A 23,388-nucleotide genomic window follows, 5' to 3' on the forward strand; every position below is an offset into this window, starting at 1 on the left:
CGCGGGCCGGATGAAGGCTGCTTCGCGTGCATGCCTCTCGCTGCTTAACGGAACTTCGGCAGCCAGTCGCCATGCGCTTCGATCAGGTCGTCGCACAGGGATACGATGTCGTCCATCGACAGCTCGGCGGCGGTGTGCGGGTCGAGCAGCGCGGCGTGATAAATGTGCTCCTTCTTGCCGGTCATGGCGGCTTCGATGGTGAGCAGCTGGGTGTTGATGTTCGTCCGGTTGAGCGCGGCAAGCTGCGGCGGGAGATCCCCCACGTACGTCGGCGTAACGCCCGAAGCGTCTACCAGGCACGGCACCTCGACGCAAGCTTCCTTCGGCAGGTTCGTGATGAGGCCGGTGTTCATGACATTGCCGCCGATCTTGAACGGCACGTTGGTCTCCATCGCGTCAAAGATGTAGGAGGCGTATTCGTGCGAGCGTTCGTGCGTCAGCGTCGCGTTGTTCACGATGCTGTCGCGCATCTCCTGCCAGCCCTTGATCTGTTCGATGCAGCGGCGAGGATATTCGTCCAGCGGAATGTTGAAGCGCTCGATCAGCTCCGGATAATTTTTTTTTGATGAAGTACGGGTGATATTCGGCGTTATGCTCGCTCGACTCCGTGACATAGTAGCCGAACTTCAGCATCAGCTCGTAGCGCACCATGTCGTGATGCTTTTCCTTTTGCTTCTCGGCCGCGCGGCGCTTGATCTCCGGATACAGGTCTACGCCGTCCTTGGTCACCTCAAGCAGCCAGGCCATATGATTGATGCCCGCGATACGCGAACGCACGCCTTCCTTCTCCATGCCGAGTCCGTCGAACAAGTGATCCACGCATACCTGCACGCTGTGGCACAGGCCGACCGTTTTCACGCCGCCGTGGGTATTCATGACGTTGGTCAGCACGGCCATCGGATTCGTATAGTTCAGGAACCAGGCGTCCGGACAAACCTCGCGGATGTCGCGGGCGAAGTCCATCATGACCGGAATCGTGCGCAGATTGCGGAAGATGCCGCCGATGCCCAGCGTATCCGCGATCGTCTGGCGAAGCCCGTACTTCTTCGGCACCTCGAAGTCGGTGATCGTGCAAGGGTCGTAGCCGCCGACCTGAATGGCGTTGACCACGTATTTAGCGCCGCGCAGCGCTTCCTTGCGGTCCGAATACGCGACGATGCGGCACTTGCTGCCGTTCGAAGCCTGGATGTTGCGAAGCATGCTCTCGGATTCCTTCAGCCGCTCCGGATTGATATCGAACAAGGCCAGTTCAAAGCCCTGAAGCGAGGGCACAAGCATGCTGTCGCCCAGTACATTTTTGACGAATACCGTACTGCCTGCGCCGAGGAACGTGATCTTGGACATAAGATAATAGCCTCCCTGATTCCCGGTAGTATTAAGCCTATCTGCGATTTATAATAAATAAAAAGCGCTTCCGGGAATATGGAACAATACGTTCAACTTATGGAATAATGTAGTCTATCCTGTGGAGGTAACCATCATGTCCAATCCGTTCAGCCGCACGTCCGTGCATCCGAATCCCCGCGCGTCCGGGACGCTGTCCGTCCTGTTCGCCGGGCACTCGCAGACCGAGCCGGAGCACCGGATGGGACCGCAGAAGCTGGACCACTTCCTCATCCATACGGTCGCCGAGGGCAAAGGGTGGTTCAAGTGCCGCGACCGGCACTACGATCTCGGGGGAGGGCGACAGCTTCGTCATTTTGCCCGGGGAAATGTACGCTTACGAGTCGGACAAGGAGCGGCCATGGCGTTATCGCTGGATCGCCTTCCAAGGACCCGAGGCCGAGCGCTGGCTCGCCGCGGCGGGCGTCGACGCGCTGCACCCCATCGTGCGAGGCGGTAGCGAGGACACGTTGCGGGCAATCCGGGCGGTTGACGGCGCGTTCGCCAAAAAAAGCTGGACCGCCGACTGGGAGGCGGAAGGCTGGCTGCGGCTGGCATTCGCGGCCTGGGCCAAGGCGAATCGCCCGGCGGGTCCCGCCGCCGGCGCCGAACCGCGCAGCCTGGCCGCCGTCGAGGCGGACCGGGCCGCGCGCTGGCTGCAGGCGCAGCAATCCGACCCTTCCGTCACGATCGCGCGGATGGCCGCCGAGCTCGGCTACCACCGCACGCATCTGACGAAGCTGTTCAAGCGGGAGACGGGCATGACGCCCGTCGCCTACCTGCAGCAGCTGCGCATCGAGCGCGCCGGCTCGCTGCTCGCCGAGCCGCTCTCCGTCGAAGAGGTCGCCCTGTCCGTCGGATACAGCGACCCGCTCTACTTTTCCAAGTCGTTCAAAAAACTGACGGGACAGACGCCCTCCGCGTACCGGCGGCAGGTGCGGAGCGGGGTTTAGCTGTAATCCTCTACTGAACGCAAGACGTCCGGTACTGGCGCATCTTCTTCGTGTAACCTCTTTGAACGCTTAGCGGAAGTTTTTTCCGCTATCCGCCCGCCACCTGTGCTATAAGGGACCCGTAGCGGAAGTATTTTTCCGCTATCCGCCCGCCACCTGGGCTATGAGGAACCCATAGCAGAGGTTTTTTCCGCTATCCGCCCGCCACCTGGGCTATGAGGAACCCATAGCGGAGGTTTTTTCCGCTATCCGCCCGCCACCTGGGCACGCTAAAACAAGCGGGCAGCCGCGCGTCCTCCCCATCGAACCTCGCGACTGCCCGCTTCTTATTTATCCGATCGCCTGCACCGCTTCTTCGCCCGGCGCCGAATCGAGCACGATGGCATTGATGCCGTTCAGGAAGGCCAGCGCGCTGGCCTTGATAATATCCGTGTCCATCGCACGCCCCGCGAAGGTTTTGCCGTCGTATTCGAGCTGGATGTTCACCCGTCCTACCGCTTCCTCCCCTCTGGACAGACTGTTGATCTTGTAATGCTTCAGCCGCACCTCGTATCCGGCCAACTCCCTGATGACGCCGTACAACGCGTCGATCGGACCGTCGCCGACCGCGCTGCCCTTGAGCGTCTCCGCGCCTCTGCGCAGCTTGACCGTGGCGGTCGGACACAGCTCGTTCGTGACGACCTGGAACGAATCCAGCTCGAACAAGCGCGCGGCGACCGCTTCGTCCTTCGGCTGCGCTTCGCGGTGCCCGTTCACGAGCGCGAACACGTCGTGATCGTATACTTCCTTGCGCGCGTCGGCGAGCGCCAGGAACTTCTCGAACAGCGCCTCGAAGTCGGCGTCGTCCTTCGGCTCGAAGCCCATGCGCGCCGCGGCGTGCTTGAACGCGTGCCGGCCGGAGCGCGCCGTCAGCACGAGCTCCATGCTCTCGGCCCCGACCTCCTCCGGAGACATAATTTCGTACACGCGCTTATCCTTGAGCAGGCCGTCCTGATGAATGCCCGAGGAATGGGCAAACGCATTTTCGCCGGTAATCGCCTTGTTCACCTGCACGTCGAGACCGGTCAGGTGCGTCAGCAGCCTGGAAGTCGGGAGCAACTCCGTCGTGCGGATGCCGGTGGAGCAGCCGAACAGCGCCTCCCGCACCTTCAGCGCCATGACGACCTCCTCGAGCGAAGTGTTGCCGGCGCGCTCGCCCAGGCCGTTCACCGTGACTTCGACCTTGTCCGCGCCGCCCCGGATCGCGCTCAGCGTGTTCGCGGTCGCCAGGCCCAGATCGTTGTGGCAGTGCACGCTCAGAATGACGCGCTCGTCAAGGTTTTTGAGCCGTTCGTTGATGCGCCGGATCAGCTCCCCGAACTCGTGCGGCTCCGCATAGCCGACCGTATCCGGTACGTTGATCATCGTCGCGCCGGCTTTGACGACCGCTTCGATCGTGCGCCACAGATAATCGAAATCGGATCTCGACGCGTCCTCGGTCGAGTACTGCACGTGCGGCAGCAGCGTCTTGGCGTAGCGGACGGCTTCGACCCCCATTTCCATGACCGCGTCCTTCGAACGGTTGAATTTTTTCTCGACGTGAATGTTCGACGTGCCGAGCACGATATGAATGAGCGGCTGATCCGCTTCCTTAATGCTCTCGTAGACGGCGTCGATGTCGCTCTTGACGGCGCGCGCCAGCGCGGTCACCGACATCTGGCGTCCGACCGCGCGGGTGACGGCTTGCACGGACTCGAAGTCTCCGCGGGACGATGCGGGGAATCCCGCTTCCACGATATCGACCTTCAAGCGTTCCAGCTGGCGGGCGAACTCGACCTTCTGCACGGCGTTCAACTTGGCTCCCGGCACCTGCTCCCCGTCCCTCAACGTCGTGTCCAATACGATAATTTTGCGGCTCATGGGAAATCCCCCTTATTGGCGTTTGATGGGTAAATCTATGTGAAGCAGGCTCGTTTAAACCCGGAATTTAAACGACAAAAAACCCCGTCTCTGTTATAGAGACGGGGTTTAACCCGCGGTACCACTCTAATTCGTTTCCGGCATGCGGAAACAATCTCGTTCGATGGCCAACACCATCTATCCTTGTAACGGCGGAATCCCGGTTTACCCTACATATCAGGCAACTGTTCATAGAGGAGTTCAACGTGATCCGCGCTGCCGTTTCGCACCAACCAACGGCTCTCTGAAAGGCGTCTTCACATCTACTGGTTCTAATCAACACATTTGGCTTATGAAGTTATCGGTAATTATAGGCCGCCCGAGAAGCGGTTGTCAACAGGCATTTATCATGCCCTGTCCGCCGTCGTCTATTCGCCAAGTCGCATTGCGACCAAAAGGAACGTTCGCGACTCTAACGGATCGGGACCCGTCGCCGCCAATTTCGAAGAAAGGTCGCGCCCTCGTCTTTCTTTCGCAGCAATGCCTGCCAAAATACGTCTACTTCTGTCGAGATCGACCTTTGGGACAGCAAAGGTGCAAAAATAAATCTACTTTCCTTCATGTAGCGGATTTCCGGCTCAAGGCTTCGAAAATAGATGTACATCTGCATGTACTTCATCATGTGTCACTGGTCGGCAGTTTTTTCGGCCGCAAAACATCCAAAAACCCGTTGTCGCCGGTCGTCATCACCGGTCGTCATCGCCGGCTTACGATCGGAATTCGCCCTCGCCGCCTACTGCCTGCCCGCCAGTCCGTAGCCGTCGCGACCACGCCTCTTCACCGCGTACATCGCTTTGTCGGCACCGTTCATCAGCGTGTCGCCGTCGTCGCCGTCCTGCGGATACAGGCTCGCTCCGATGCTCATCGAGATAGGGATCTCCTGGCATTCGTAGATCAGCCGGTTGACCTCGATCGACTGGCGCAGCCGCCCGATCGTCTCCAGCAGAACATCGTCCGACGCCGCATCCGGCAGGAGCAGCACGAACTCGTCTCCGCCGAGTCTGGCGGCCAGCCCCCGGGGCGGCAACGCCTCTCTCAGCAGCCTGGAGGTGTGGACCAACGCCTCGTCCCCGGCTTTGTGTCCATATCTGTCGTTGATGCTCTTGAAGTGATCGAGATCGATCAGGATGATGCCTGTCATTCCGCCGCGCAGTCTAGCCGCCATTAAGGCCGCCTCCAGTTGTCCGTAGAAGTACCTTCGGTTGGGCAGACGCGTCAGCGGATCGTGATACGCCAGATACTGAATCTCCTCCTGGTATTCCCGCTGGGCGGTCACGTCGCGCATGATCAAAATGAGATGCGGTTCGTTGTCAACCGTGATCGCATCGCCGTCGAGCAGCACGTTCAGCCGCTTGCTCGCTCCCTGCACGGTCGACTCGTAGTTTGTGATGGCGCGCGCATCGCGCGAATGGCTACGCGCCACCTGTCTCAGCAGCGCTTGAAAAGGCTCGCGGTCGCTGGCCGCCGGACCGACGAACGGCTCCGCGGCCGGATTGGCCTCACGAATCGTGCCCGTCTGGTCGAGCAGTACGATCGCGGCCGGATTGAGCTGGAACAGTTTTTCATACCGTTTGTCCACAAAGTTCAGGAAATCGTGCCGCCTCATCGTGAGCCTCAGGACGAAGCACCATAGCAGACCGCAGTAAATATAGGGGTATGGCGGCATGAAGCTGCCGTAATTAAACAGGCCGAATCCGAGGATCCACGCTGCCGTCAAGACGACGCCCCAGATGGTCAAAGCATAGAGCGACTTCTGTTCGGCGGACGCGGCGCGCGCTCTGGCTTTCAGCAGAGGCAGCAGATACAGCAGGCTGATGCAGGTGCTGACGATCAGCGCGATATAGTACGAAGAATTGTAGACCGGTTGCTTCCACATCCCGCTCTCCACGAAGCGCTGGGCGGAGACCATCTCCTTCGCGCCGAAAATCGAGAAAAGCGGGACGAGCGCCGGCAAGTAAAAAACGTAAGGATAGAGGTACTTCGGCATCCGCAGGTGAAGCCCCGTCAGCCTGGCCGTGAAATGAAAGCCGATACCGGGAATCAGGATGCCCGTATTGCTGAACCAAAAGGCGGCCAGCGCGGGGCTGTAAGAAATCGGAAGCAGCTGACGGACATACTCCTCCAGAAACAGCGAGGAATAACATAGCGTCACGAGGCTGATCAGCCGGTGCTCCGTTTTCTTCGGATTGCGGATCAACACGTCGATCCCCATGCAGATGAATAGCGCAATAGGCAGGAGATGCGTAAATAGCGGTATGAGAGCTTGCTGCAGGCTCATCTTGTCCTCACTTCTTTCACGCCGAAAGGACTGAATGCGAAAATTAAGGAAGTGGCTTCATTTTATCGCATAAATCGACAAAGTGTCCATTCCCATATCAAGCGCTTGCCTTACGACGCAAATACCCCGGCAGTACGGCATTGCCGTATCTCCGGGGTCATTTGCGATGTGCCGCTCGCGTTGGTCAGGAAGGCGCAAAGCTCGGGGCAGGCAGAGCTTCGGCTGCCGTCGCCGTTGCGCAGCACCCGCGCGCCGAAGACGCGATCCGTGCGATACCGTATGCGAATGCCGGCCTCCTATTATTCATACTTCACATGGCTCGCGAACCCGCCGTCCGTTGGCACCACGTGGTAGTAGGTCGTGCCCGGCACGAACTTGAGCTCGCGACCGTCGCGGTAAATGCGGACGATGTCACCAGGCGCTCGCTTCCACTCGCAAGCGATCGCGCGCCCTTCCTGGAACAAGACGGCTTCGCCGCCGCCGTTCAGATCGATCACCAATCTGCCGTAATCGTCGTAGGCATGATGCTTGGCCGACAGGACGACGAGATTGGCGGCCGTGAGCTGGCGGGAATTGTTCAGGTCGATATGCGGCTGTCCGTTGACCGAGCGAGCGTATAGATGGGTCGAGGCGTCGTATGCGTACGACACCTTGTAGTCCGACAATTGGAACTTGATGTCGACCTGGGTAGCGGCGGGCTCTCCGATCACGTCAGGCGTCGGGTCGAACTGCACCAACGGCACGGTCGCCGTCTCGTCGTACTTCAACTTCTGCGCGCCCGTATACAGCTTTTCTTGCGTGGAATACAGGTTATGCGGCGCCTTGCGGTCTTTGCTGCGGTAGAAGTAGGCGCCGGCGTTGTTGATCTCGTCCATGTCGGCCTTGCCCGAATGCTGCAGGATGGCGAGCGCGTCGTTGCTGGCCCCCGCGTGAACGAGGATGCCGCCGTAAGTCTCGCCGATGTCGATCAGGTAAGGACGGATGCTGCGGATCGGACCGATCGGATCGTCGAACGTCTGACTCTGGAAGATCGCGACGAGCCGCGTGATGCCGCCCTCGGCGAGGATCTCCCACACCGTGTCGGCATGGGTGAGGCCGGATTGGGGACGCGCGGCCTTGAAGTTGTTGATCATGACGCTGAGCGGCCTGCGGACGACGGCTTGGTCCGTCGGCAGTCCCGTGAGCGGCGCGAGAAAAGCGGCCGATGGCTCTGCGGAATCGGTCGCCGTGGCGGACGGGGACGGAGCGGACGAGGACGAGGCGGACGCGGTCCCGATCGGCGCGGTCGCGGGCTCGCTCTCCCCGCCGCAGGCCCCGAGTACGGCCGTGGCGGCGGCCAGCGTCAGTGCCAGCATCGCGGTACGAATCGCGCTCGAAGTGTTCGCGGTCATTCGGTGGCCTCCAAACGATAATTAAATATAGTATTTCCATTAAACCACAACCCTCGCCAACTTGTCCCGCCCGGGACGCAACGCCCTTTTCCAAAAGAAACCTTTTCGCCCTTCATCCGTCTAATGAATTACCGCATCCGACTTGATAAAGACGAGGTGACCTGCATGAACGAATCCTTGCTGGCCTGGAACGAGCAGTTGGAGCAGGCGAAAAGAGACTTGGCGCTGCGGGCCAAATGGATCAAGCGGCGAACCGAGCTTGTCCAAGAAATAGAGCATCAGCGGAGGGAAGAGTCGTATTGGTCCGAGCGGCTCGCGAGCGAGCAGCACGACGTCGAGCGTTTACGCGCGGCCAGCTTTTCGCAATTCGTGCTGCAGCTGTTCGGCAAGCTCGACGAAAAGCTGTCCAAGGAAGAACGCGAAGCGGCCGAAGTCAAGCTGAAGCGCGATGCCGCCGCGGCTGCGGTAACCGCGTTGGAGCGCGAGCAAGCGGACGTCATCGGCAAACTGGTCGAAGTCGAGCATGCCGAGCGTCAATGCCGCGACCTGCTTGCCAAGAAGGAACAGTGGATCCGGCAGTACGACGGAGCGACGTGGCAGGAACTTGAAGCAATCTCGGCGGAAATCGGTCAGCTGCAGTCGATGAAGATCGAGTTCGACGAAGCGATTCGCGCCGGGCTGGAGGTAGAAGGCGCGCTCGGGCAGGCGGAGGAGAAGCTGACTTCGGCCAAAGGCTGGGGAACGTACGACATGCTCGGCGGCGGCCTGATCGCCACGGCCGTGAAGCACGGGCATATCGACGAAGCATCCGTTCACATTCACCATGCGGAGGATGCGCTGCGCCGATTCGGCAAGGAGCTAGCGGATTTAAACGAGTCGCACGACACCTCCGTCCCGCAAGTGAGCGGATTGCTCAAATTTTCGGACTATTTCTTTGACGGGCTGCTCGCGGATTGGGCGGTCCAAGGACGCATCGACAGTTCTCTTGAATCCGTTCGCGCCCGCAACCGCGACATCGGGCGGCTGATCGGCAAGCTTCAGGGGGAAAAGAAACAATTGGAAGGCCGGATCGCGGCGCTGAACGATCGGCGACAGGAAATCGTGGAGACTTACGGCAGCCGATAATCCGGCTTTGCACCGGTTGGCATGAGGCGCCAATTCGTTTATAATAAAACGCAGCACAACTCAAAGGCAATGTTACCGACAGGTACAACCTCGACAAGCATTTCGGGGTTGTGCCTTTTTTACGTTCACGGATGCTTGTCCATATCCCTCGCAAAGGAGCCTGTACCATGTTTTTAAGAGAAGCCGTCTATCACCGCCCGAAGCAGAACTTCGCCTACGCGGCTGACCGCCAGACCCTGCATTTGCGCGTGCGCGCGAAGCGGGGCGACCTTGTGCGCGCCGATGCGATCGTCGGAGACAAGTATGCCTGGGAGCGGACCGCGGCGTCCGTGCCGATGCGCCTCTTCGCAAGCGACGAGCTGTTCGACTATTGGGAGACCGCGGTCGTCCCTCCTTATCGCCGGCTGCGTTATGCGTTCAAGCTGACCGCCGAAGACGATACGGTGTATTTGACTGAAAAAGGCTTCGCCGACCGGCTTGCCCCGAACCCGGACGAATTTTTCGACTTCCCTTATATCAATCCGGTCGACGTGTTCGCGCCGCCGTCCTGGGTGAAGGATGCCGTCTTCTATCAGATCTTTCCCGAGCGGTTCGCGAACGGCGATCCATCGCTCGATCCGGAGGACGTGCAGCCTTGGGGCGGCGAACCGACGCCGCGCAATTTTTTCGGCGGCGACCTGAAGGGCGTGCGCGACCATCTCGATCATCTGGAGCGGCTCGGCGTCAACGCAATCTACTTCACGCCGGTGTTCGAAGCGACGACGAACCACAAGTACGATACGACGGATTATATGAAGGTCGATCCGCACTTCGGCACGAACGAGGATCTGAAGGCGCTCGTCGAGGAATGCCACGGCCGCGGCATCCGAGTCGTGCTCGACGCCGTATTCAACCATGCGGGCAAGACCTTCCCGCCGTTCGTCGACGTGTTGGAAAAGGGAGCGGAATCCGAATACGCGGGCTGGTTCCACGTACGGGAGTTTCCGCTTCGCATCGAGGACGGCATTCCGACGTACGAGACGTTTGCCTTCGAGCCGATCATGCCCAAGCTGAATACCGAGCATGCGGACGTTAAAAAATATTTGCTCGACGTCGCCCGGTATTGGGTCGAGGAGATCGGCATCGACGGCTGGCGGCTGGACGTGGCGAACGAAGTGGATCACGCCTTCTGGCGCGAGTTCAGGCAGACGGTAAAGGCAGCCAATCCGGAAGCCTATATCCTCGGCGAGATCTGGCACGATTCGATGATGTGGCTGCAGGGCGACCAATTCGACGCGGTGATGAACTATCCGTTTACGAACGCCGTGCTCGATTTCTTCGCCAAGGACAGCATCGACGCTGCCGGCTTCGCCAACGCGATCGGCGGGCAGCTCGCGGCTTATCCGCAGACCGTCACGGAAGCCGCCTTCAACCTGCTCGACAGCCACGACACGGCTCGCCTGCTTACGCTATGCGGCGGCAGCGAGAAGCGCATGAAGCTCGCCGCGCTGTTCCAGCTCACTTATCCGGGCGTTCCCTGTATCTATTACGGCGACGAAGTCGGCATGGCCGGCGGCGGCGATCCGGGTTGCCGCGGCTGCATGGTGTGGGACGAGGCTGGGCAAAACGCAGGCCTGCTGCGCTTTTACAGCGAGACAATCGCGCTTCGCAGGACGTACGGCGCCTTCCGCGACGCCGATATCGCGTTCCTTCAGGCCGAGCGCGGCAGCGGCACGCTCGTGTACGAGCGCCGCGGCACTGACGGCAGCCGGTTCATCGTCGCGATGAACGCAGGCGTACTGCCCGCGGAAGTATCGGCCTCTGCGGACAGCCGCTCCTGGCAGGACGCATACAGCGGCGAGCCGGCGCTCGTCGTGGACGGTAGCCTGCGGACCGTGCTGCCCGCCTTCGGCTACGCGGTGTGGCGGCAAGTATAACCGTCAGGGCCGTTCGCGCTGCCGCCGGGCGGGATGTGTTGACGTAAGTCAACATTTGGGCCGTTCGCGCCGCCGCCTGGCGGGATGTGTAGACGTACGTCAACACTTGAGCCGTCCTACGCGAAGCCAAAAAAGAAGGTGTCCCCGAAGTCAAAAGATATGACTTTGGGGACACCTTCTTTGCATTGGAATCTGCAAGCGCATGCTGGCATAATTCCCCATCCATCCCTTCTTTCAGCAACTTCCGGCTGGGATCGATCGTTAGTTAGAAGAGAGGGGATGACCAGGATGCGATATAAAGTGCATACGCTTACGCTTCTATCCGGCCTCACGTGGCTCACAGGCTGTGAACCGACTGATCCGGCGGGCTCGTACGGTCCGATTAACAGCCAGATGCAGTCCTCGACAACGCCGTTGCCTTCGCCAAGCCCGTCTCAGCCTGACGCGCCGACAGGCGTCAGCGCCGCGGCGTCGGCGGAAAGCCGGCAAGGAGACTTCGTGTACCGACTCGTGAGCGAGAAGCCTGTGTACGCAGAGGGTGAACGCGTGAACTTGTACGCAGAGCTCGAATATACCGGAACCGAGTCCTCGGTAACGATCTTCCATTCGGCCTCTCCGTTCTATTTCCCGATGGAGGAGACGTCCCGGAATTACGGGATCGCCTACATGATAAACCAACCGCTCGTACCTACGGAGCTGGCTCCAGGCAAGCCGCTCCGGGAAGCGTATGTCGGCAGCGGCGGATACGGCAGCCAGGATCCGAAGCCGTATATTGAATTCATACAGCGAATCGGCAAGCTGGACTTCCCTACAGGGACTTACGTCGTGAACGGGTTCGCGGACTTTTACGTGCAGCCCAAGGGCGGCGAGAAAACCGATTACAAGCTCGACGCGACGATTACGTTCAAGGTCGACGGCGCCTAAACCCGCACGATTCTTCCACGGCAAAAAGAGCTTGCCCGAATGTCACGCGGGTTCACGTGACGATCGGGCAAGCTCTTTGTTTGCATGACATGTCGGAGCGATGCCTCAGCCTGCGAAACATTCGCCGCTTGAGCGACATCGTGAAACGCATCGCTTCCGATTAGGCGGTCGCCGCCGCTGGCGGGGCACCGCCGGATGCGTCGTCTCTCTTCGCGTAGGCGGTCTCGCTCCTCCTAGCCCGCGACACGTTACTTCAATATAACCGTACCGTACGCGGGCAGCGTAATCGTGCCGTCCTTCAAGCTCGCACCCGATTCGCTTGCGTACCATAGCTTGCGGTACGTTTTCGCAGTCTCCGCGTCGAGCGCAAGCGTCTTCGGTTCTGCAGTCAGGTTGTGACCGACGTAGACGCGCTCCTCTGCCGTCGCCCTGACATAGGCGACCGTGCCCGCGGGAGGCTCTGCCTCTATCGGCACGATCGCCCCGTCGCGCAGCGCTGCCGACCGCGCCCGAAGCGCGATCAGTTCGCGATACCGGCTCAGCATGGAGCCGGCATCGCCGTCCTGCGCCTCCACGCTTACGGCCGGATCCGTATTGGCGACCGACGACTCCCAGCGCGTCTGTCCAGCGGCCGCCCCCGAAGGCGCCCGGCCCATCTCGCCTTCGCCAGCCTTCGACTGCCCTTGTCCAGCCTTCGTCGAATTCGGATCCGCTCCCGACTTCGTCCAGCGCATCGGCTCGCGCTTGCGTTCGTCGGCGCCGGCGCCTTGCATGCCGAGCTCCTCGCCGTAGTAAACGAAGGGGCGGCCCGGCATCGTGAGCAGTATCGCCGCCGCCAGCTTGCCCTTGGCGACATCGCCGCCGGCCAGGCTCATGAAGCGGTCGCGGTCATGGTTGTCGAGGAACGTCGCGTCGACGTACTTGCCGCCAGATTCCCGCGCGAAAATCTCGCTCGTCCGTTCGAGCCGGCTCGGCATGTCGGACGCAGTCCCTTTGACCGCCGCGTCCCGGATCCAGTCGCTCAAGTCGAAGTCAAACGTCGAGTCCAGCGCGTCCTTCACATACGGCACGATCGCGCCGGCGCTCGACCACACCTCGCCTACAAGGTAGACGTCCGGATGCTTCCCGGCCAGGCCGCGCCGGAATTCCTGCCACCACGCCTGGTTTTTCTTCGCTATCGCCGGGCTGTTCGCCTGCGACTTGAAGTCCTCGTATACGTGCTTCGCCGCATCGAGCCGGAAGCCGTCGACGCCATGATCAAGCCAGAAGTTCCCGATCTTGATCATCTCGGCGCGAACCGCGGGCTCGTCGAAGTTCAGGTCGGGCATGCCGCTCCAAAACGTGCCGAGGTAATGGTCCCCGCCCTTGGCGGCATGCCAGGCCTCGCCGCCCGTCGCGCTCATCGCCGACGTCGACAATCCGCGATCCTCGGCCCAGGTATACCAGTTGCGATGCGCGTCATCCTTGCCCGAAGCGGACGCCGCGAACCAGGGATGCTCCGCGCTCGTATGGTTGACGACCAGGTCCATGAGCACCTTCATGCCGTGCTTGTGCGCCGCGGCCAGCAGCGACTTGTAATCGTCCATCGTGCCGAACTGCGGGTTGATGCCGTAGTAATCCGTCACGTCATAGCCGTGATAGCTCGGCGAAGGCTGGATCGGCGTGAGCCAGAGCCCGTCGACGCCGAGCGCCTCCAGATAATCGAGCTTCTGCTCGATCCCTTTCAGATCGCCGATCCCGTCGCCGTTCGAGTCGGCGAAGGAGCGCACGAAGATTTCGTAGTAGACGCCCGAAGATCCCTTCGCGTCCTTCGCTTTGCCCGACGAGCAGGAAGCGAGCAACGAAGCGAGCGCCGCGAAGGTCGCCGCGACCGCGACAATGCGCCGAAGCTTTCGCGCCGCCGCGCTTCTCTCCCCTGCGCTCGTTCCTGCATTCGCTCCCGTCTCCCCCTGCATCCCGCCGGCTACCGCCCCCGCCAGATCCCGCCGTCTTTTCATCGAGCGGATCAGCCCTTGCTCGCGCCGGCCGTCAAGCCGTCCACCAGGAAGCGCTGCGTGTACATGAACAGGATCGTGATCGGGATCGCGACGAGCACGCAGCCCGCGGCGAACAGCGTGAATTCCGTACTATTGTAAGCGTCGATGATATTCCACAGTCCCACAGCCAGCGTCCACTTCTCCGGCGTCCGCAAAATCATGCGCGCGAAGATGAAGTCGACCCAGGCGCCCGCGAACGTCGTGAGCGAGATATACGTCACGATCGGCCGGGACAGCGGCAGAATGATGCTGGTGAAAATTTTCATATGGCTCGCGCCGTCAATGACCGCCGCCTCCTCGAGGCTGCGCGGAATCGTGTCGAAAAAGCCTTTAGCCACGAACATGCCGAGCGCGGCGCCCGCCGAGTAGACGATGATAAGCGCCCACTGCGTATCCAGCAGGTTTAGCATATTGAAAATGACGAATAGCGCCGTGATCGCGAGGAAGCCCGGGAACATGCCCAGGATCAGCACGACCGTCAGCATCGTCTTGCGTCCTTTAAACCGGAATCGGGAAAAAGCGTAAGCGGTCAGCAGCTGGATCAGCGTGCCGAGCACCATGCTGATCGTCGCGACCTTCAGCGTGTTCCAATACCAGGTGGCGTACGGGATGCTTCGGTCCGCGCGGTCGCGGAACAGGTCGCGGTAGTGATCCAGCGTCCAGTGCCGCGGGATAAACGTGTCGCTGAACAGCGAATTGCCCACCCGGAAGGAGGACAGCAGCGTCCAGAGCGCCGGGTACAGCGCCGCGCATCCGATCAGAATGAGCAGCACGTAGCTGAGTGCCAGTTTCGAACGTTTCATTGAATCATGTCCTCCTCCTTGAACGATTTAGTACGGGTGTATACCAGAATAGCCATCGTGGCGATGAACAGGAAGATCAAGATGGATACGGCCGCCGCGATGTTGTATTGGTTGAAGTCCAGGGTCAGCTTATACAGCCACGTGACGAGCAAGTCCGTTCTGCCGGCGTTGTTGTAATCCATCGTCGCGGGATTGCCGCCGGTCAGCAGGAAGATGACGTTGAAGTTGTTGATGTTGCCGGTGAACTGCGTGATCAGAAGCGGCGCCGTCGCGAACAGGATATACGGCATCGTGATGTTGCGGAACTTCATCCAGGCCGAAGCCCCGTCCACGTCCGCCGCCTCGTACAGGTCCTTGGAGATATTGGTCAGGATACCCATGACGAGCACCATCGAGACCGGGATGCCGATCCACATGTTGACGACGACGACGGAAAACTTAGCCCAAAACGGGTCGTTCAGCCATGGCAGTCCTTCGAGTCCGAATGCCCGGAAATAGGCGTTGATCGGACCGAATTTTTCGTTCAGCATGTTTTTCATAATGAGCAAGGAAACGAACTGAGGAATGGCATAGGGAATAATGAACAGCATGCGCCAGAAGCCTTTGAACTTGATGCCCTTCTGGTTGACTAGCAGCGCGACGAGAATGCCGCCGAAGTAGCAGGTCACGGTGGCGAGGATCGCCCAGATGATCGTCCAGGTCAATACTCCGAAGAAGGTGTTGCTCCAGACGTTCAGGTTGAACAGCTTATGGAACGTGGCGAAGCCGACCCAATCGACGAGATTTTTGGGCGGTATATGGTTGGGCGACGCATAGTTGGTGAACGCGATCAACGAGGTGAAGATGATCGGCATGACCGTGAAGAACAGCACGCCGAGAAACGGCAGCGCGAGCAGCAGCCACGGGAATACGTCGTTCTTCAGGCCGTGAATCTCTTTGCCCTGCTGGATGCGCAGTCCGACCCGATAAGCGTCGCGAATATTCAAAATGTAAATAAGCAGGAATACCAGGACGACGAGCGCCGCGAGGACGCCGTGAATCATCATGAAAATCGAATGGTCGCCTTCGACCATGACGCTGATCTTGCCTTTTTTCTCGAAATGGCGTCCCTTGTCGCCAAGGGTCATGAGCCCTTCCAGATAGGGAAACAGCTGCGCCGCTACGATATAAATGCCGGCTGCGTGCGTAAGAAGCAGCATCGCCGCTTTTTTTGTGCTGCTTGTTGTAGAACTGGCCGAGTCCCGCAAATAAAACCGACAGCCAGGCCGCCGACATCGCTTGTCGCTTCAATCAGGCCCTCTCCTTCCTTAAAGCCATTACACCCGCCGGGCTGCGGCGGGTGAATGGTTGTGATGTTGTTTTCTAGAGGTTTAAGCGGCTTATTGGGCGGTCGCGATTGCGTCCTTGATTTTCTTTGCCCAGTCGTCCATCGTCTTTTGCGCGTCCGCTTTGTCGTTCCACAGGGAGGACAGCGCGGCTTCGTGTGTCGACCAGAAGGCGTTCATGCCCGCGACCTTCGGCATCGGCGTGGAGTTGTCGAACTGCTTCAGGAAGACGCTCGCGAACGGATCGCTCGTGACCTTCTCGCTAGCGGCTACGTTTTTGTTCGCAGGCAGGCTGCCGAACATTTCGAAGTTTTTCGCTTGGAATTCCTCGGAGGAGATCAGCTCGGCGAACATCTTCGATGCGATCGGGTACTTCGTGTTCGCGTTGACGAGGAAGCCCTTGACGCCCGAGAACGGCATCATCGGCTTTCCGTTCGGCAGCGTCGGATATTCGGCGACGCCGAGGTTCTTGACGCTCTTCTTGAACTCTTCGGTCTGCCACGGACCGCTGACGTTCATGGCCAGCTTGCCTTCGCCAAAGAGGCTCGTCTTGATGTCGGCCTTCACGTCCGCCGCCTTGATCGGCAGGATGTCCTTCAGGCTCTGGAAAAACTTCGCGGCTTCTACGCCTTCCGGCTTGTTGATGCCGATGTCGCTCTCGTCGGTGCCGTCCTTGCCGAATACGTACGCGCCGTATCCGCCGAAGAAGCCCCAGCTCCAGTAGCCGTTTCCGAGCTCCCACATATAAGCGTATTTGTTAGCCTTGGGGTCGTTATAGGTCTTCGCGAACTTGATGACGTCGTCCCAAGTCTTCGGCATTTCGCCGTTAGGCACCAGGTCCTTGTTGTAGAAGACCGCCGTCGTCTCGACGGACATCGGATAGCCGTACAGCACGCCGTCCATCGTGAAGGCGTCGACCGACTTGTCGGAGTTGTTCGCCTTCGTCTCTTCCTCATGCAGGTCGTTCGGCAGGATGACGCCGGCCTGCACGGCCGAACCCAGACGGTCGTGCACCGCGGAGAATACGTCGGCGCCTACGCCAGCCGGGCCGTCCGTGATCATCTTTTCAATCGACTTGTCCGGACCTACGTCTTCGACTTTGACGTCGATATTGTACTTCTCCTTGAACACTTTGGCGGCTTCGTCGACGATGCCCTTTTCGCTGGCGCTGTACCACACGGTCAGCTTCGCGCCTTCTTCCGGCGCATACGTTTCTTCTTCGGATGCCGGCGCGGACGCGGATGCCGATGCGGACGGCGAAGCCGACTCGCTAGCCGGCGCCGAAGACGCGGCGTTGTTGTTATTGTTGCTGCCTCCGCAAGCCGTCAATCCGGCTACGAGAGCCGTCGATACGAGAAGCGCGGACACCTTTTTTGATTTCCATTTGCAAATGACCCCTTTCATAGATAGAAACTTGCGATGAAGACATGCGGCCCGAACGGCATTAATTCGTTCTGGACATTGCGTCGATTTACGCGGTTCGACATTCGTTTGCCGCTTGCGTTTCGCACTAGTTTGCGCATGAACATTTGGAAATATGTGTGTGCAAACGTTTGTATGAAACGCAATTTTAAAGCGTAAACCGACGGATTTACAGCGGCATACCCCGACTAAATTCCATCAATCTTGCGGTTAAACCCTTGAAAGCGCTTGATCTACGTCACTCACTATACCGCATTCCATACAACATGTAAAAACGTTTGCACAACTCATTTTTAAGCCTTTTTCCTACTCAATCGCGTCTTTACTTTCAGAAACGCTCTGATTCGCACGATTTCCTTCGTTTTTGATGCTTACTCCCTGTCCTTGAATTTTCTATTTACTTTGATAATCGGCTGAGATAGGATGGTTATAGTTGTTTAATCTTAGGCGCATCATAAGTTCAAACGTTTGCATAAATGTCTGCGCCCCTCGCGGAGGTACCCGATATGGTCACCATCAAAGACATCGCGAGACTCGCTGGCGTATCCCCCCTCTACTGTATCCAGAGTGGTGTCCAACCATCCGCGGATCAGCCCGGAGACGTCCCGCAAAGTAAAAGCGATCATGGAAGAGCAAGGATATCACCCTAACGTGATGGCCAAGAGTCTCGTATCCAAAACGACGCAAACGCTCGGCATCATGCTGCCCAGGCCGGCAGAGGAGCTTTTTCAAAACTATTTTTTCGGCGAACTGCTGCGCGGCATCGTCACCCAGGCGACGCGCATGAACTACGACCTGCTCATGACGACTGCCACTTCTTCGTCCGATGAAGTGAATACGATTTCACGTCTCGTCCGCGGACGCAGAGTCGACGGCGTGCTGCTCCTCGCCTCCAAGCGGGACGACCCGCTGATCGCTTTTTTGAGCCAGGAGCGGTTTCCTTTCGTGCTCATCGGGAGAAGCGAGGCATACCCCGACGCGGCCATGGTAGACAATAACAACGTGCAAACGGCATACGATGCCACCCAACACCTGATCGCCCAAGGACACCAACGAATCGGCTTCGTGAGCGGTCCGCCCGACCTCACGTTGTCGCACGATCGGCTGCTCGGCTACCGGCAAGCGCTTGGCGAGCACGGCCTGGAGACGCGCCCCGAATGGATCGTCGAAGGCGAATTTTTGCAAGAGAGCGGCTTCCGCGCCATGTCCCAGTTCATGAGCCTGCCCGAACGGCCCACGTCGATCGTCGTCATCGACGATAATGTCGCCTTCGGCGTGCTTCGCGGATTGTCGGAGCTCGGCTACCGCGTGCCGGACGATATCAGTCTCGTCAGCTTCAACAATATCGCGCTGTCCGAGATGGCCTCGCCTCCGCTGTCCTCCGTAGATATCGGGACGTATTTGCTCGGCTATACGGCGGTTCAGTCGCTGCTGCGCGTCATCGGCGGCGAGCCGATCCATCAAAATCCCGTCATTATCCCGCATCGCCTTATCGTGCGGGAATCCTCGATGAACCCGACGTTTAAAAGGAGCTGACTACCATGAACGACAACAAGCCCTATCTCGTGGATGCGGTCATCGGCAACGGCCGCACCCTCGCTTCGATCGGCCGCACCGGACGTATTTATCGGCTGTGGTGGCCGCATATCGATTTTCCGCAACACGTGGACGTCATCCGGACGGGCCTCAAAATGGACGGCTTCGGCGACGGCACCGTCTGGTTCGACGAAGCGGACGCTGGCTGGACGCATGAGATCGCCTACGTGCCGCGCACGAATATCGTACAGATCGACGCGCGCTCGGACCGTTACCCGCTGGAGGTCGCCCAACGCGACTTCGCCGTGCCCGATGCCGATATTGTCGTACGGGACTACGCGATTACGAACCGGTCGGATGCGGCCGTATCGTTTTCGTTCGTCTGGTATTCCTCTTTTCAGATTACCGAGAGCGCGCTGTACAATACGACGATGTTCCACGCCGGGTCGGACAGCTTGATTCATTATCGGCAGCGCACCTTTTTTTGCGATTTCCAGCGCAAACGTTTGCGCTGGATATCAATGCGGACATGCGCGAGAGGGCGCGAATCACGCTTGGCTGGCCGGCAACGACATCGACATGCAGCCGGACGGGTCGCTCGTCTGGCATTTCGCGGACGTCGCGCCCGGCGAGACGGTCTCGATGCCGGTCTATATCGCCGCCGGCGCGACGCAGTCCGAAGCGCTTGAGGTCATGGCCGTCGCCAAGGCGAAACGCGCGGAAGACTGGCGCGCGGAGACCGAGGCCTATTGGCACGCCTACCTGAAGGCCGCAGGGCCTTGTCCTGCGGGTGCGGACGCCGAGATCGCCGAAGCGTACGAGCGATCGCTGCTAACGTTCCGCCTGATGGCAGACAAGGAGACCGGCAGCTTGCTGGCCGCGCCCGAGCCCGACGAGACCTTCTCGCGCTGCGGCGGGTACGCGTATTGCTGGGGGCGGGACGCCGCCTTTATCACGACGGCGCTCAATAAAGCCGGATTGACCGGCGTATCGGAAAAGTTTTACGACTGGACGCTTACCGCCCAAGAGCCGGACGGCTCCTGGCAGCAGCGGCACTATCACGACGGCAGCCTTGCGCCATCGTGGGGGCTGCAAATCGACGAGGGCGCCTCGATTTTGTGGGGCATGTGGCAGCTGTACGAGCAGACCGGGGACCGCGGCTTCGCGGAGCGGATGTGGCCGGCGATCTCGCGCGGCGCCGTCTTCCTCGCTTCCTTTATCGACGAGAAGACGGGTTTGCCGCTGCCGAGCATGGATCTCTGGGAGGAGCGCAAAGGCGAGCATACTTACTCTGCCTCCGCCGTGTGCGGCGGACTTAGAGCCGCTGCCGCCTTCGGCCGGCTGATGGGCCACGAAGTATCCGCGGCGCACTGGGAGAAGATCGCGGCCGGCATCGCCTCCGCCATCGCGTCGCGCTGCTGGAACGAAGCGGAAGGCAGCTTCTACCGCGGCCTCCACCTGTCCGTCGACGCGGGCAGGTTCGCCAGCGCGGCCGCACTCGGCGTTTCCGGCGCCGCATCCCGCGACGCCAAGGGCTACGAGCGGTTCACGCTTGACGTGGATCCGATCGTCGACATCAGCCTGCTAGGCGTGTCCGTGCCCTTCGCCGTTCTGCCGGCGGACCACGACTACATGCGCCGCACGGCCGACGCGATCGAGCGCAAGCTGACCGTGCCGGGCGTCGGCGGCATCAAGCGCTACGAGGACGACGGTTATATCGGCGGCAACCCGTGGATTCTGACGACGCTCTGGCTGGCGCAATACCGCGTGCAGAACGGCCAGTTCGCCAAAGCCCGCGAGCTCCTCCAGTGGGCGCTCGACCATCGCACCGAGACCGGCCTCCTGCCCGAGCAGGCCGACCGCGATACCGGCGCGCCCGCCTGGATCGTGCCGCTCACCTGGTCGCATGCGATGTTCGTGCTGACCGTGTCCATGCTTGCGGAAGCCGGATATTGGTCGGGGAATCGATGAGAGAAGGGCGCGCAAAAAAGAACCGCTACGAAGCGGTTCTTTTTTGCTTTGCCGAGGTTCTTCGTGCTTTGCAGGGTGCGTTTGCTCCCCTGCTTAGATTTGCATGTCCCGCTGCAGCCGCGCTTTTCTCGCTTACAGCTGCCTTGGTTAGCCTAGAACGTGATTTCACGACATTTTCTTACGGCTTGAATGTCTGCACGACCGTTCCCCGCCCTGCTTCTATCACGACCTCCGCGTACGCGCCGTTGACGAGCGTCAGCTGCGGCGGCTTGTGTCCGCAGTCGATGTCGTACACGACCGGCACGCCGATCTCGTCTGCGATCTCTTCGAACAAGTCTAGCTCCGTGTAGCCTTCTCTCGGAATATGCGCGCCGCTGCGGCCGAACAAAATGCCCGAGCCGTTTTCGAACCATCCCGCCAGCTTCATTTGAACGAGCGAACGCCGCATATCCACCGTCGACAGCTCGCAATTTTCCAGGTACCAAAGAATCGGTTCGCCCGGGATATGCCGCTCGCGGAACGCCCGCACGTCGCCATAAGGCGTACCGATCAGATGACGAATGACGTCGATGCAGCCGCCCAGCAACCGGCCGCTCGCCATCATCCGCTCCCCCGCGCACGACTTTCCAGACGGTCGGCTCCGTCAAATGATAAACGCCGTGCGCGGCAGCCGCCTCGCGCCATGACACCTGATGAAACGTCGACGACGTTTGCGAGGTCGATTCTCCTTCGCCCGTCCGCAGCACCTGCTCCCAAGCCGCGGTCGTCGGATCGGTCCATTCGCCGCGCAGATCAACGAAGTTCGTGCCATGCGCCGTCGCCAATCCAGTCCGGAGCGTCACCGCGAGCAGCAGCACGCTGATATCCGAATAGCCCATGATCCATTTCGGCGCAATCTTGTCGAATTCCAGATGCTCGATCACTTCGACCAACAGCTCGCCGCCCCAGGGCGGGATAACGAGATCGGTACGATCGTCTTTTAAAAAAGCGTTCAGCTCTGCGGCACGCACCCGCGCCGGCGCCGACTTGGCCTTGCGCTGCGTCCATGTCGTCTCGCCTACGTCGACCCGATAGCCTTGCTGCTCAAACCGCGCGACCGCCTGGCGCACGAACCCATGCCGTTCCCCCGGAAACGCCCGAAGACGGCGCCGTGACCCCGATCGCAGCCGGCCGAGGCAATTCAGGATAAACTATCATCGCTCTCGCTCCTTGTCGGATGCGTCCCTCACCTGACGCACCCGCATCGATTGATCGTCTAATGCCAGTTTATCCGCAGCGGCGGCAGCCGTCCATCCAGCGAATCAGTTCGCAGACGCGCCGCGCAAAAAAAAAGCTGCGGCCTGGGACCGCTGCTCTTTCGTATGGATCAAATGCTCCAATGCTGCCAATCCCTCTGCCGCTGCTCATAGCCGCCGAGCCAGTCCCCCGTCGCCTTGAACAGCTGTTCTTTATGCTCGCCCTTCGAATACGTATGATCGGCCTGGAAGATGATCGACTTCTCGCAGCGGCCTTCGCCGCGAAGCCAAAACGTCTTCTCTAGCAGGAACGTGTAGTCCACCGGAATCGTCTCGTCCCCCGTCCCGTGCACGAGGAGCACGTCGCCAGGAAACTTCTGCGTCTCCTGGAACGGCTGATGCTTCATCAATGCATCGAAGAACGCCGGCTTGATCGAATAGCCGAGGTAATCCGCATGGCCTTTGGTAACGGCTTCGTCGTACGCCTTGCGTCCCACGATGCGGAGAATGTCGTTGAACGGATAAGCGACCGGCGACCAGAGCGCCAGCGACTTGACGCGCCGATCGCGCACGCCAGTCAGCAGCGCGACCGATCCGCCCAGGCTATGGCCAAGCAGCGTCACGCGCGTCGGGTCGACGATATCAAGGCCCAGCGCATAGTCGAGCACTGCCCGCGTCTGCTCGATCATCGAATCGAGCCCGTGGTCCCCGTAAGCGCCCTCGCTCTCGCCGCATCCCGCGAAGTCGAAACGGATGACCAAGTTGCCTCGGCCGGCGAACTCGCGTGCCGCAAGTACGAAGAGCCGGTCCACGCCGATACGGTTGCCCACGAAGCCGTGATTGATGATGACGAGGGGCAGCTTGTTGCACGCGGTCTTCCCTTCCTGAGAAGGATAATGAATCGTAGCGGCCAGCGACAAATCGCCGTATCGTATCGTTAAAGAGCGCTCCATAAGAACGTCCTCCCTTTTTCCATTAATTCCGATTAATTTACTATGCATTAAATATAACGCCAGTCGTCCCTCCTGTCAACACGGCCGGAGAGAAATTAAGGCGGAACCGGGGAATACTAACCATCTCGATTCGCAAAACCAACGAGGAGGTCGCCGAATGGAAGCTTTCACCGCATGGGTGTCCGCGCATGTACTTACG

At 59.9% G+C, this 23,388-nt stretch carries 14 protein-coding genes, 4 pseudogenes and 1 other annotated feature; of the genes and pseudogenes, 8 read left to right on the forward strand and 10 right to left on the reverse strand.

What is annotated here, in order from left to right:
* Positions 1-44 precede the first annotated feature (44 nt).
* Positions 45-1,344, reverse strand: a pseudogene (gene melA / locus OMP38_RS17540) (alpha-galactosidase).
* 136 nt (positions 1,345-1,480) lie between these two features.
* Here melA and OMP38_RS17545 point away from each other — a divergent pair.
* Positions 1,481-1,648, forward strand: a pseudogene (locus tag OMP38_RS17545) (cupin domain-containing protein); the annotation flags it as partial.
* Positions 1,649-1,712: 64 nt separating this feature from the next.
* Positions 1,713-2,336 (forward strand): helix-turn-helix domain-containing protein, encoded by a 624-nt coding sequence (locus OMP38_RS17550; RefSeq protein WP_277566277.1) that lies wholly within the window; start codon positions 1,713-1,715, stop codon positions 2,334-2,336.
* Positions 2,337-2,666: 330 nt separating this feature from the next.
* Here OMP38_RS17550 and OMP38_RS17555 read toward each other — a convergent pair whose 3' ends face one another.
* The 3 genes from OMP38_RS17555 to OMP38_RS17565 form a co-directional block, all read right to left on the reverse strand.
* The gene (locus tag OMP38_RS17555) at positions 2,667-4,235 is read right to left on the reverse strand and encodes a 2-isopropylmalate synthase (protein ID WP_277566278.1); all 1,569 of its coding nucleotides are present in this window, start codon (positions 4,233-4,235) and stop codon (positions 2,667-2,669) included.
* A gap of 94 nt (positions 4,236-4,329) precedes the next feature.
* Positions 4,330-4,563 (reverse strand) — a binding site (T-box leader).
* A gap of 444 nt (positions 4,564-5,007) precedes the next feature.
* Complete coding sequence (locus tag OMP38_RS17560) at positions 5,008-6,552, reverse strand: sensor domain-containing diguanylate cyclase (protein ID WP_277566279.1); 1,545 nt, start codon at positions 6,550-6,552, stop codon at positions 5,008-5,010.
* 299 nt (positions 6,553-6,851) lie between these two features.
* Positions 6,852-7,943: a DUF3048 domain-containing protein gene (locus OMP38_RS17565; RefSeq protein ID WP_277566280.1), complete on the reverse strand. Its 1,092-nt coding sequence runs from the start codon at positions 7,941-7,943 to the stop codon at positions 6,852-6,854.
* A gap of 165 nt (positions 7,944-8,108) precedes the next feature.
* Here OMP38_RS17565 and OMP38_RS17570 point away from each other — a divergent pair, with 165 nt between their 5' ends.
* The 3 genes from OMP38_RS17570 (at position 8,109) to OMP38_RS17580 (ending at position 11,908) form a co-directional block, all read left to right on the forward strand.
* Positions 8,109-9,068 carry a hypothetical protein gene (locus OMP38_RS17570; protein WP_277566281.1) on the forward strand — a complete coding sequence of 320 codons (960 nt, stop codon included), beginning with the start codon at positions 8,109-8,111 and terminating at the stop codon, positions 9,066-9,068.
* A gap of 167 nt (positions 9,069-9,235) precedes the next feature.
* A complete protein-coding gene (locus OMP38_RS17575) occupies positions 9,236-10,984 on the forward strand; it encodes a glycoside hydrolase family 13 protein (RefSeq protein WP_277566282.1) in 1,749 nt (582 codons plus the stop codon).
* A gap of 300 nt (positions 10,985-11,284) precedes the next feature.
* Positions 11,285-11,908 carry a hypothetical protein gene (locus tag OMP38_RS17580; RefSeq protein ID WP_277566283.1) on the forward strand — a complete coding sequence of 208 codons (624 nt, stop codon included), beginning with the start codon at positions 11,285-11,287 and terminating at the stop codon, positions 11,906-11,908.
* Positions 11,909-12,156: 248 nt separating this feature from the next.
* Here OMP38_RS17580 and OMP38_RS17585 read toward each other — a convergent pair whose 3' ends face one another.
* From OMP38_RS17585 to OMP38_RS17600, 4 genes are all read right to left on the reverse strand, one after another.
* Entirely contained in the window at positions 12,157-13,905 is a 1,749-nt protein-coding gene (locus tag OMP38_RS17585) for an alpha-amylase family glycosyl hydrolase (RefSeq protein WP_277566284.1), read from the reverse strand.
* An 8-nt stretch (positions 13,906-13,913) separates the two neighbouring features.
* Positions 13,914-14,747, reverse strand: a complete 834-nt coding sequence (locus tag OMP38_RS17590; protein ID WP_277566285.1) for a sugar ABC transporter permease — start codon at positions 14,745-14,747, stop codon at positions 13,914-13,916.
* Positions 14,744-15,946 carry a carbohydrate ABC transporter permease gene (locus OMP38_RS17595; protein WP_338130536.1) on the reverse strand — a complete coding sequence of 401 codons (1,203 nt, stop codon included), beginning with the start codon at positions 15,944-15,946 and terminating at the stop codon, positions 14,744-14,746. Before OMP38_RS17595 ends, OMP38_RS17590 begins: the two co-directional genes overlap by 4 nt.
* Positions 15,947-16,126: 180 nt before the next feature.
* Positions 16,127-17,440, reverse strand: a complete 1,314-nt coding sequence (locus OMP38_RS17600) for a sugar ABC transporter substrate-binding protein (RefSeq protein ID WP_277566286.1) — start codon at positions 17,438-17,440, stop codon at positions 16,127-16,129.
* 560 nt (positions 17,441-18,000) lie between these two features.
* Here OMP38_RS17600 and OMP38_RS17605 point away from each other — a divergent pair.
* The 3 genes and pseudogenes from OMP38_RS17605 (at position 18,001) to OMP38_RS17615 (ending at position 21,001) form a co-directional block, all read left to right on the forward strand.
* A pseudogene (locus OMP38_RS17605) lies at positions 18,001-19,030 on the forward strand (LacI family DNA-binding transcriptional regulator).
* Between the two features lie 5 nt (positions 19,031-19,035).
* Entirely contained in the window at positions 19,036-19,719 is a 684-nt protein-coding gene (locus OMP38_RS17610; protein WP_277566287.1) for a hypothetical protein, read from the forward strand.
* Entirely contained in the window at positions 19,610-21,001 is a 1,392-nt protein-coding gene (locus tag OMP38_RS17615) for a glycoside hydrolase family 15 protein (RefSeq protein WP_277566288.1), read from the forward strand. Before OMP38_RS17610 ends, OMP38_RS17615 begins: the two co-directional genes overlap by 110 nt.
* A 178-nt stretch (positions 21,002-21,179) precedes the next feature.
* On the opposite strand, the pseudogene OMP38_RS17620 reads toward OMP38_RS17615, so the two are convergent.
* Both OMP38_RS17620 and OMP38_RS17625 read right to left on the reverse strand, forming a co-directional pair.
* Positions 21,180-22,198, reverse strand: a pseudogene (locus OMP38_RS17620) (S66 family peptidase).
* 169 nt (positions 22,199-22,367) lie between these two features.
* Positions 22,368-23,189: an alpha/beta hydrolase family protein gene (locus OMP38_RS17625; protein WP_277566289.1), complete on the reverse strand. Its 822-nt coding sequence runs from the start codon at positions 23,187-23,189 to the stop codon at positions 22,368-22,370.
* Between the last annotated feature and the right edge of the window lie 199 nt (positions 23,190-23,388).

It is taken from the genome of Cohnella ginsengisoli (genome assembly GCF_029525555.1).
Lineage (GTDB): Bacteria > Bacillota > Bacilli > Paenibacillales > Paenibacillaceae > Cohnella > Cohnella ginsengisoli.

What these genes read in the sequence shown, in the direction of transcription:
- OMP38_RS17550 (WP_277566277.1), top strand. Translation starts at nt 1,713, where the DNA reads ATGTACGCTTACGAGTCGGACAAGGAGCGGCCATGGCGTTATCGCTGG.
- OMP38_RS17555 (WP_277566278.1), bottom strand. Translation starts at nt 4,235, where the DNA reads ATGAGCCGCAAAATTATCGTATTGGACACGACGTTGAGGGACGGGGAG.
- OMP38_RS17560 (WP_277566279.1), bottom strand. Translation starts at nt 6,552, where the DNA reads ATGAGCCTGCAGCAAGCTCTCATACCGCTATTTACGCATCTCCTGCCT.
- OMP38_RS17565 (WP_277566280.1), bottom strand. Translation starts at nt 7,943, where the DNA reads ATGACCGCGAACACTTCGAGCGCGATTCGTACCGCGATGCTGGCACTG.
- OMP38_RS17570 (WP_277566281.1), top strand. Translation starts at nt 8,109, where the DNA reads ATGAACGAATCCTTGCTGGCCTGGAACGAGCAGTTGGAGCAGGCGAAA.
- OMP38_RS17575 (WP_277566282.1), top strand. Translation starts at nt 9,236, where the DNA reads ATGTTTTTAAGAGAAGCCGTCTATCACCGCCCGAAGCAGAACTTCGCC.
- OMP38_RS17585 (WP_277566284.1), bottom strand. Translation starts at nt 13,905, where the DNA reads ATGAAAAGACGGCGGGATCTGGCGGGGGCGGTAGCCGGCGGGATGCAG.
- OMP38_RS17590 (WP_277566285.1), bottom strand. Translation starts at nt 14,747, where the DNA reads ATGAAACGTTCGAAACTGGCACTCAGCTACGTGCTGCTCATTCTGATC.
- OMP38_RS17595 (WP_338130536.1), bottom strand. Translation starts at nt 15,946, where the DNA reads ATGCTGCTTCTTACGCACGCAGCCGGCATTTATATCGTAGCGGCGCAG.
- OMP38_RS17610 (WP_277566287.1), top strand. Translation starts at nt 19,036, where the DNA reads ATGAACGACAACAAGCCCTATCTCGTGGATGCGGTCATCGGCAACGGC.
- OMP38_RS17615 (WP_277566288.1), top strand. Translation starts at nt 19,610, where the DNA reads ATGCAGCCGGACGGGTCGCTCGTCTGGCATTTCGCGGACGTCGCGCCC.
- OMP38_RS17625 (WP_277566289.1), bottom strand. Translation starts at nt 23,189, where the DNA reads ATGGAGCGCTCTTTAACGATACGATACGGCGATTTGTCGCTGGCCGCT.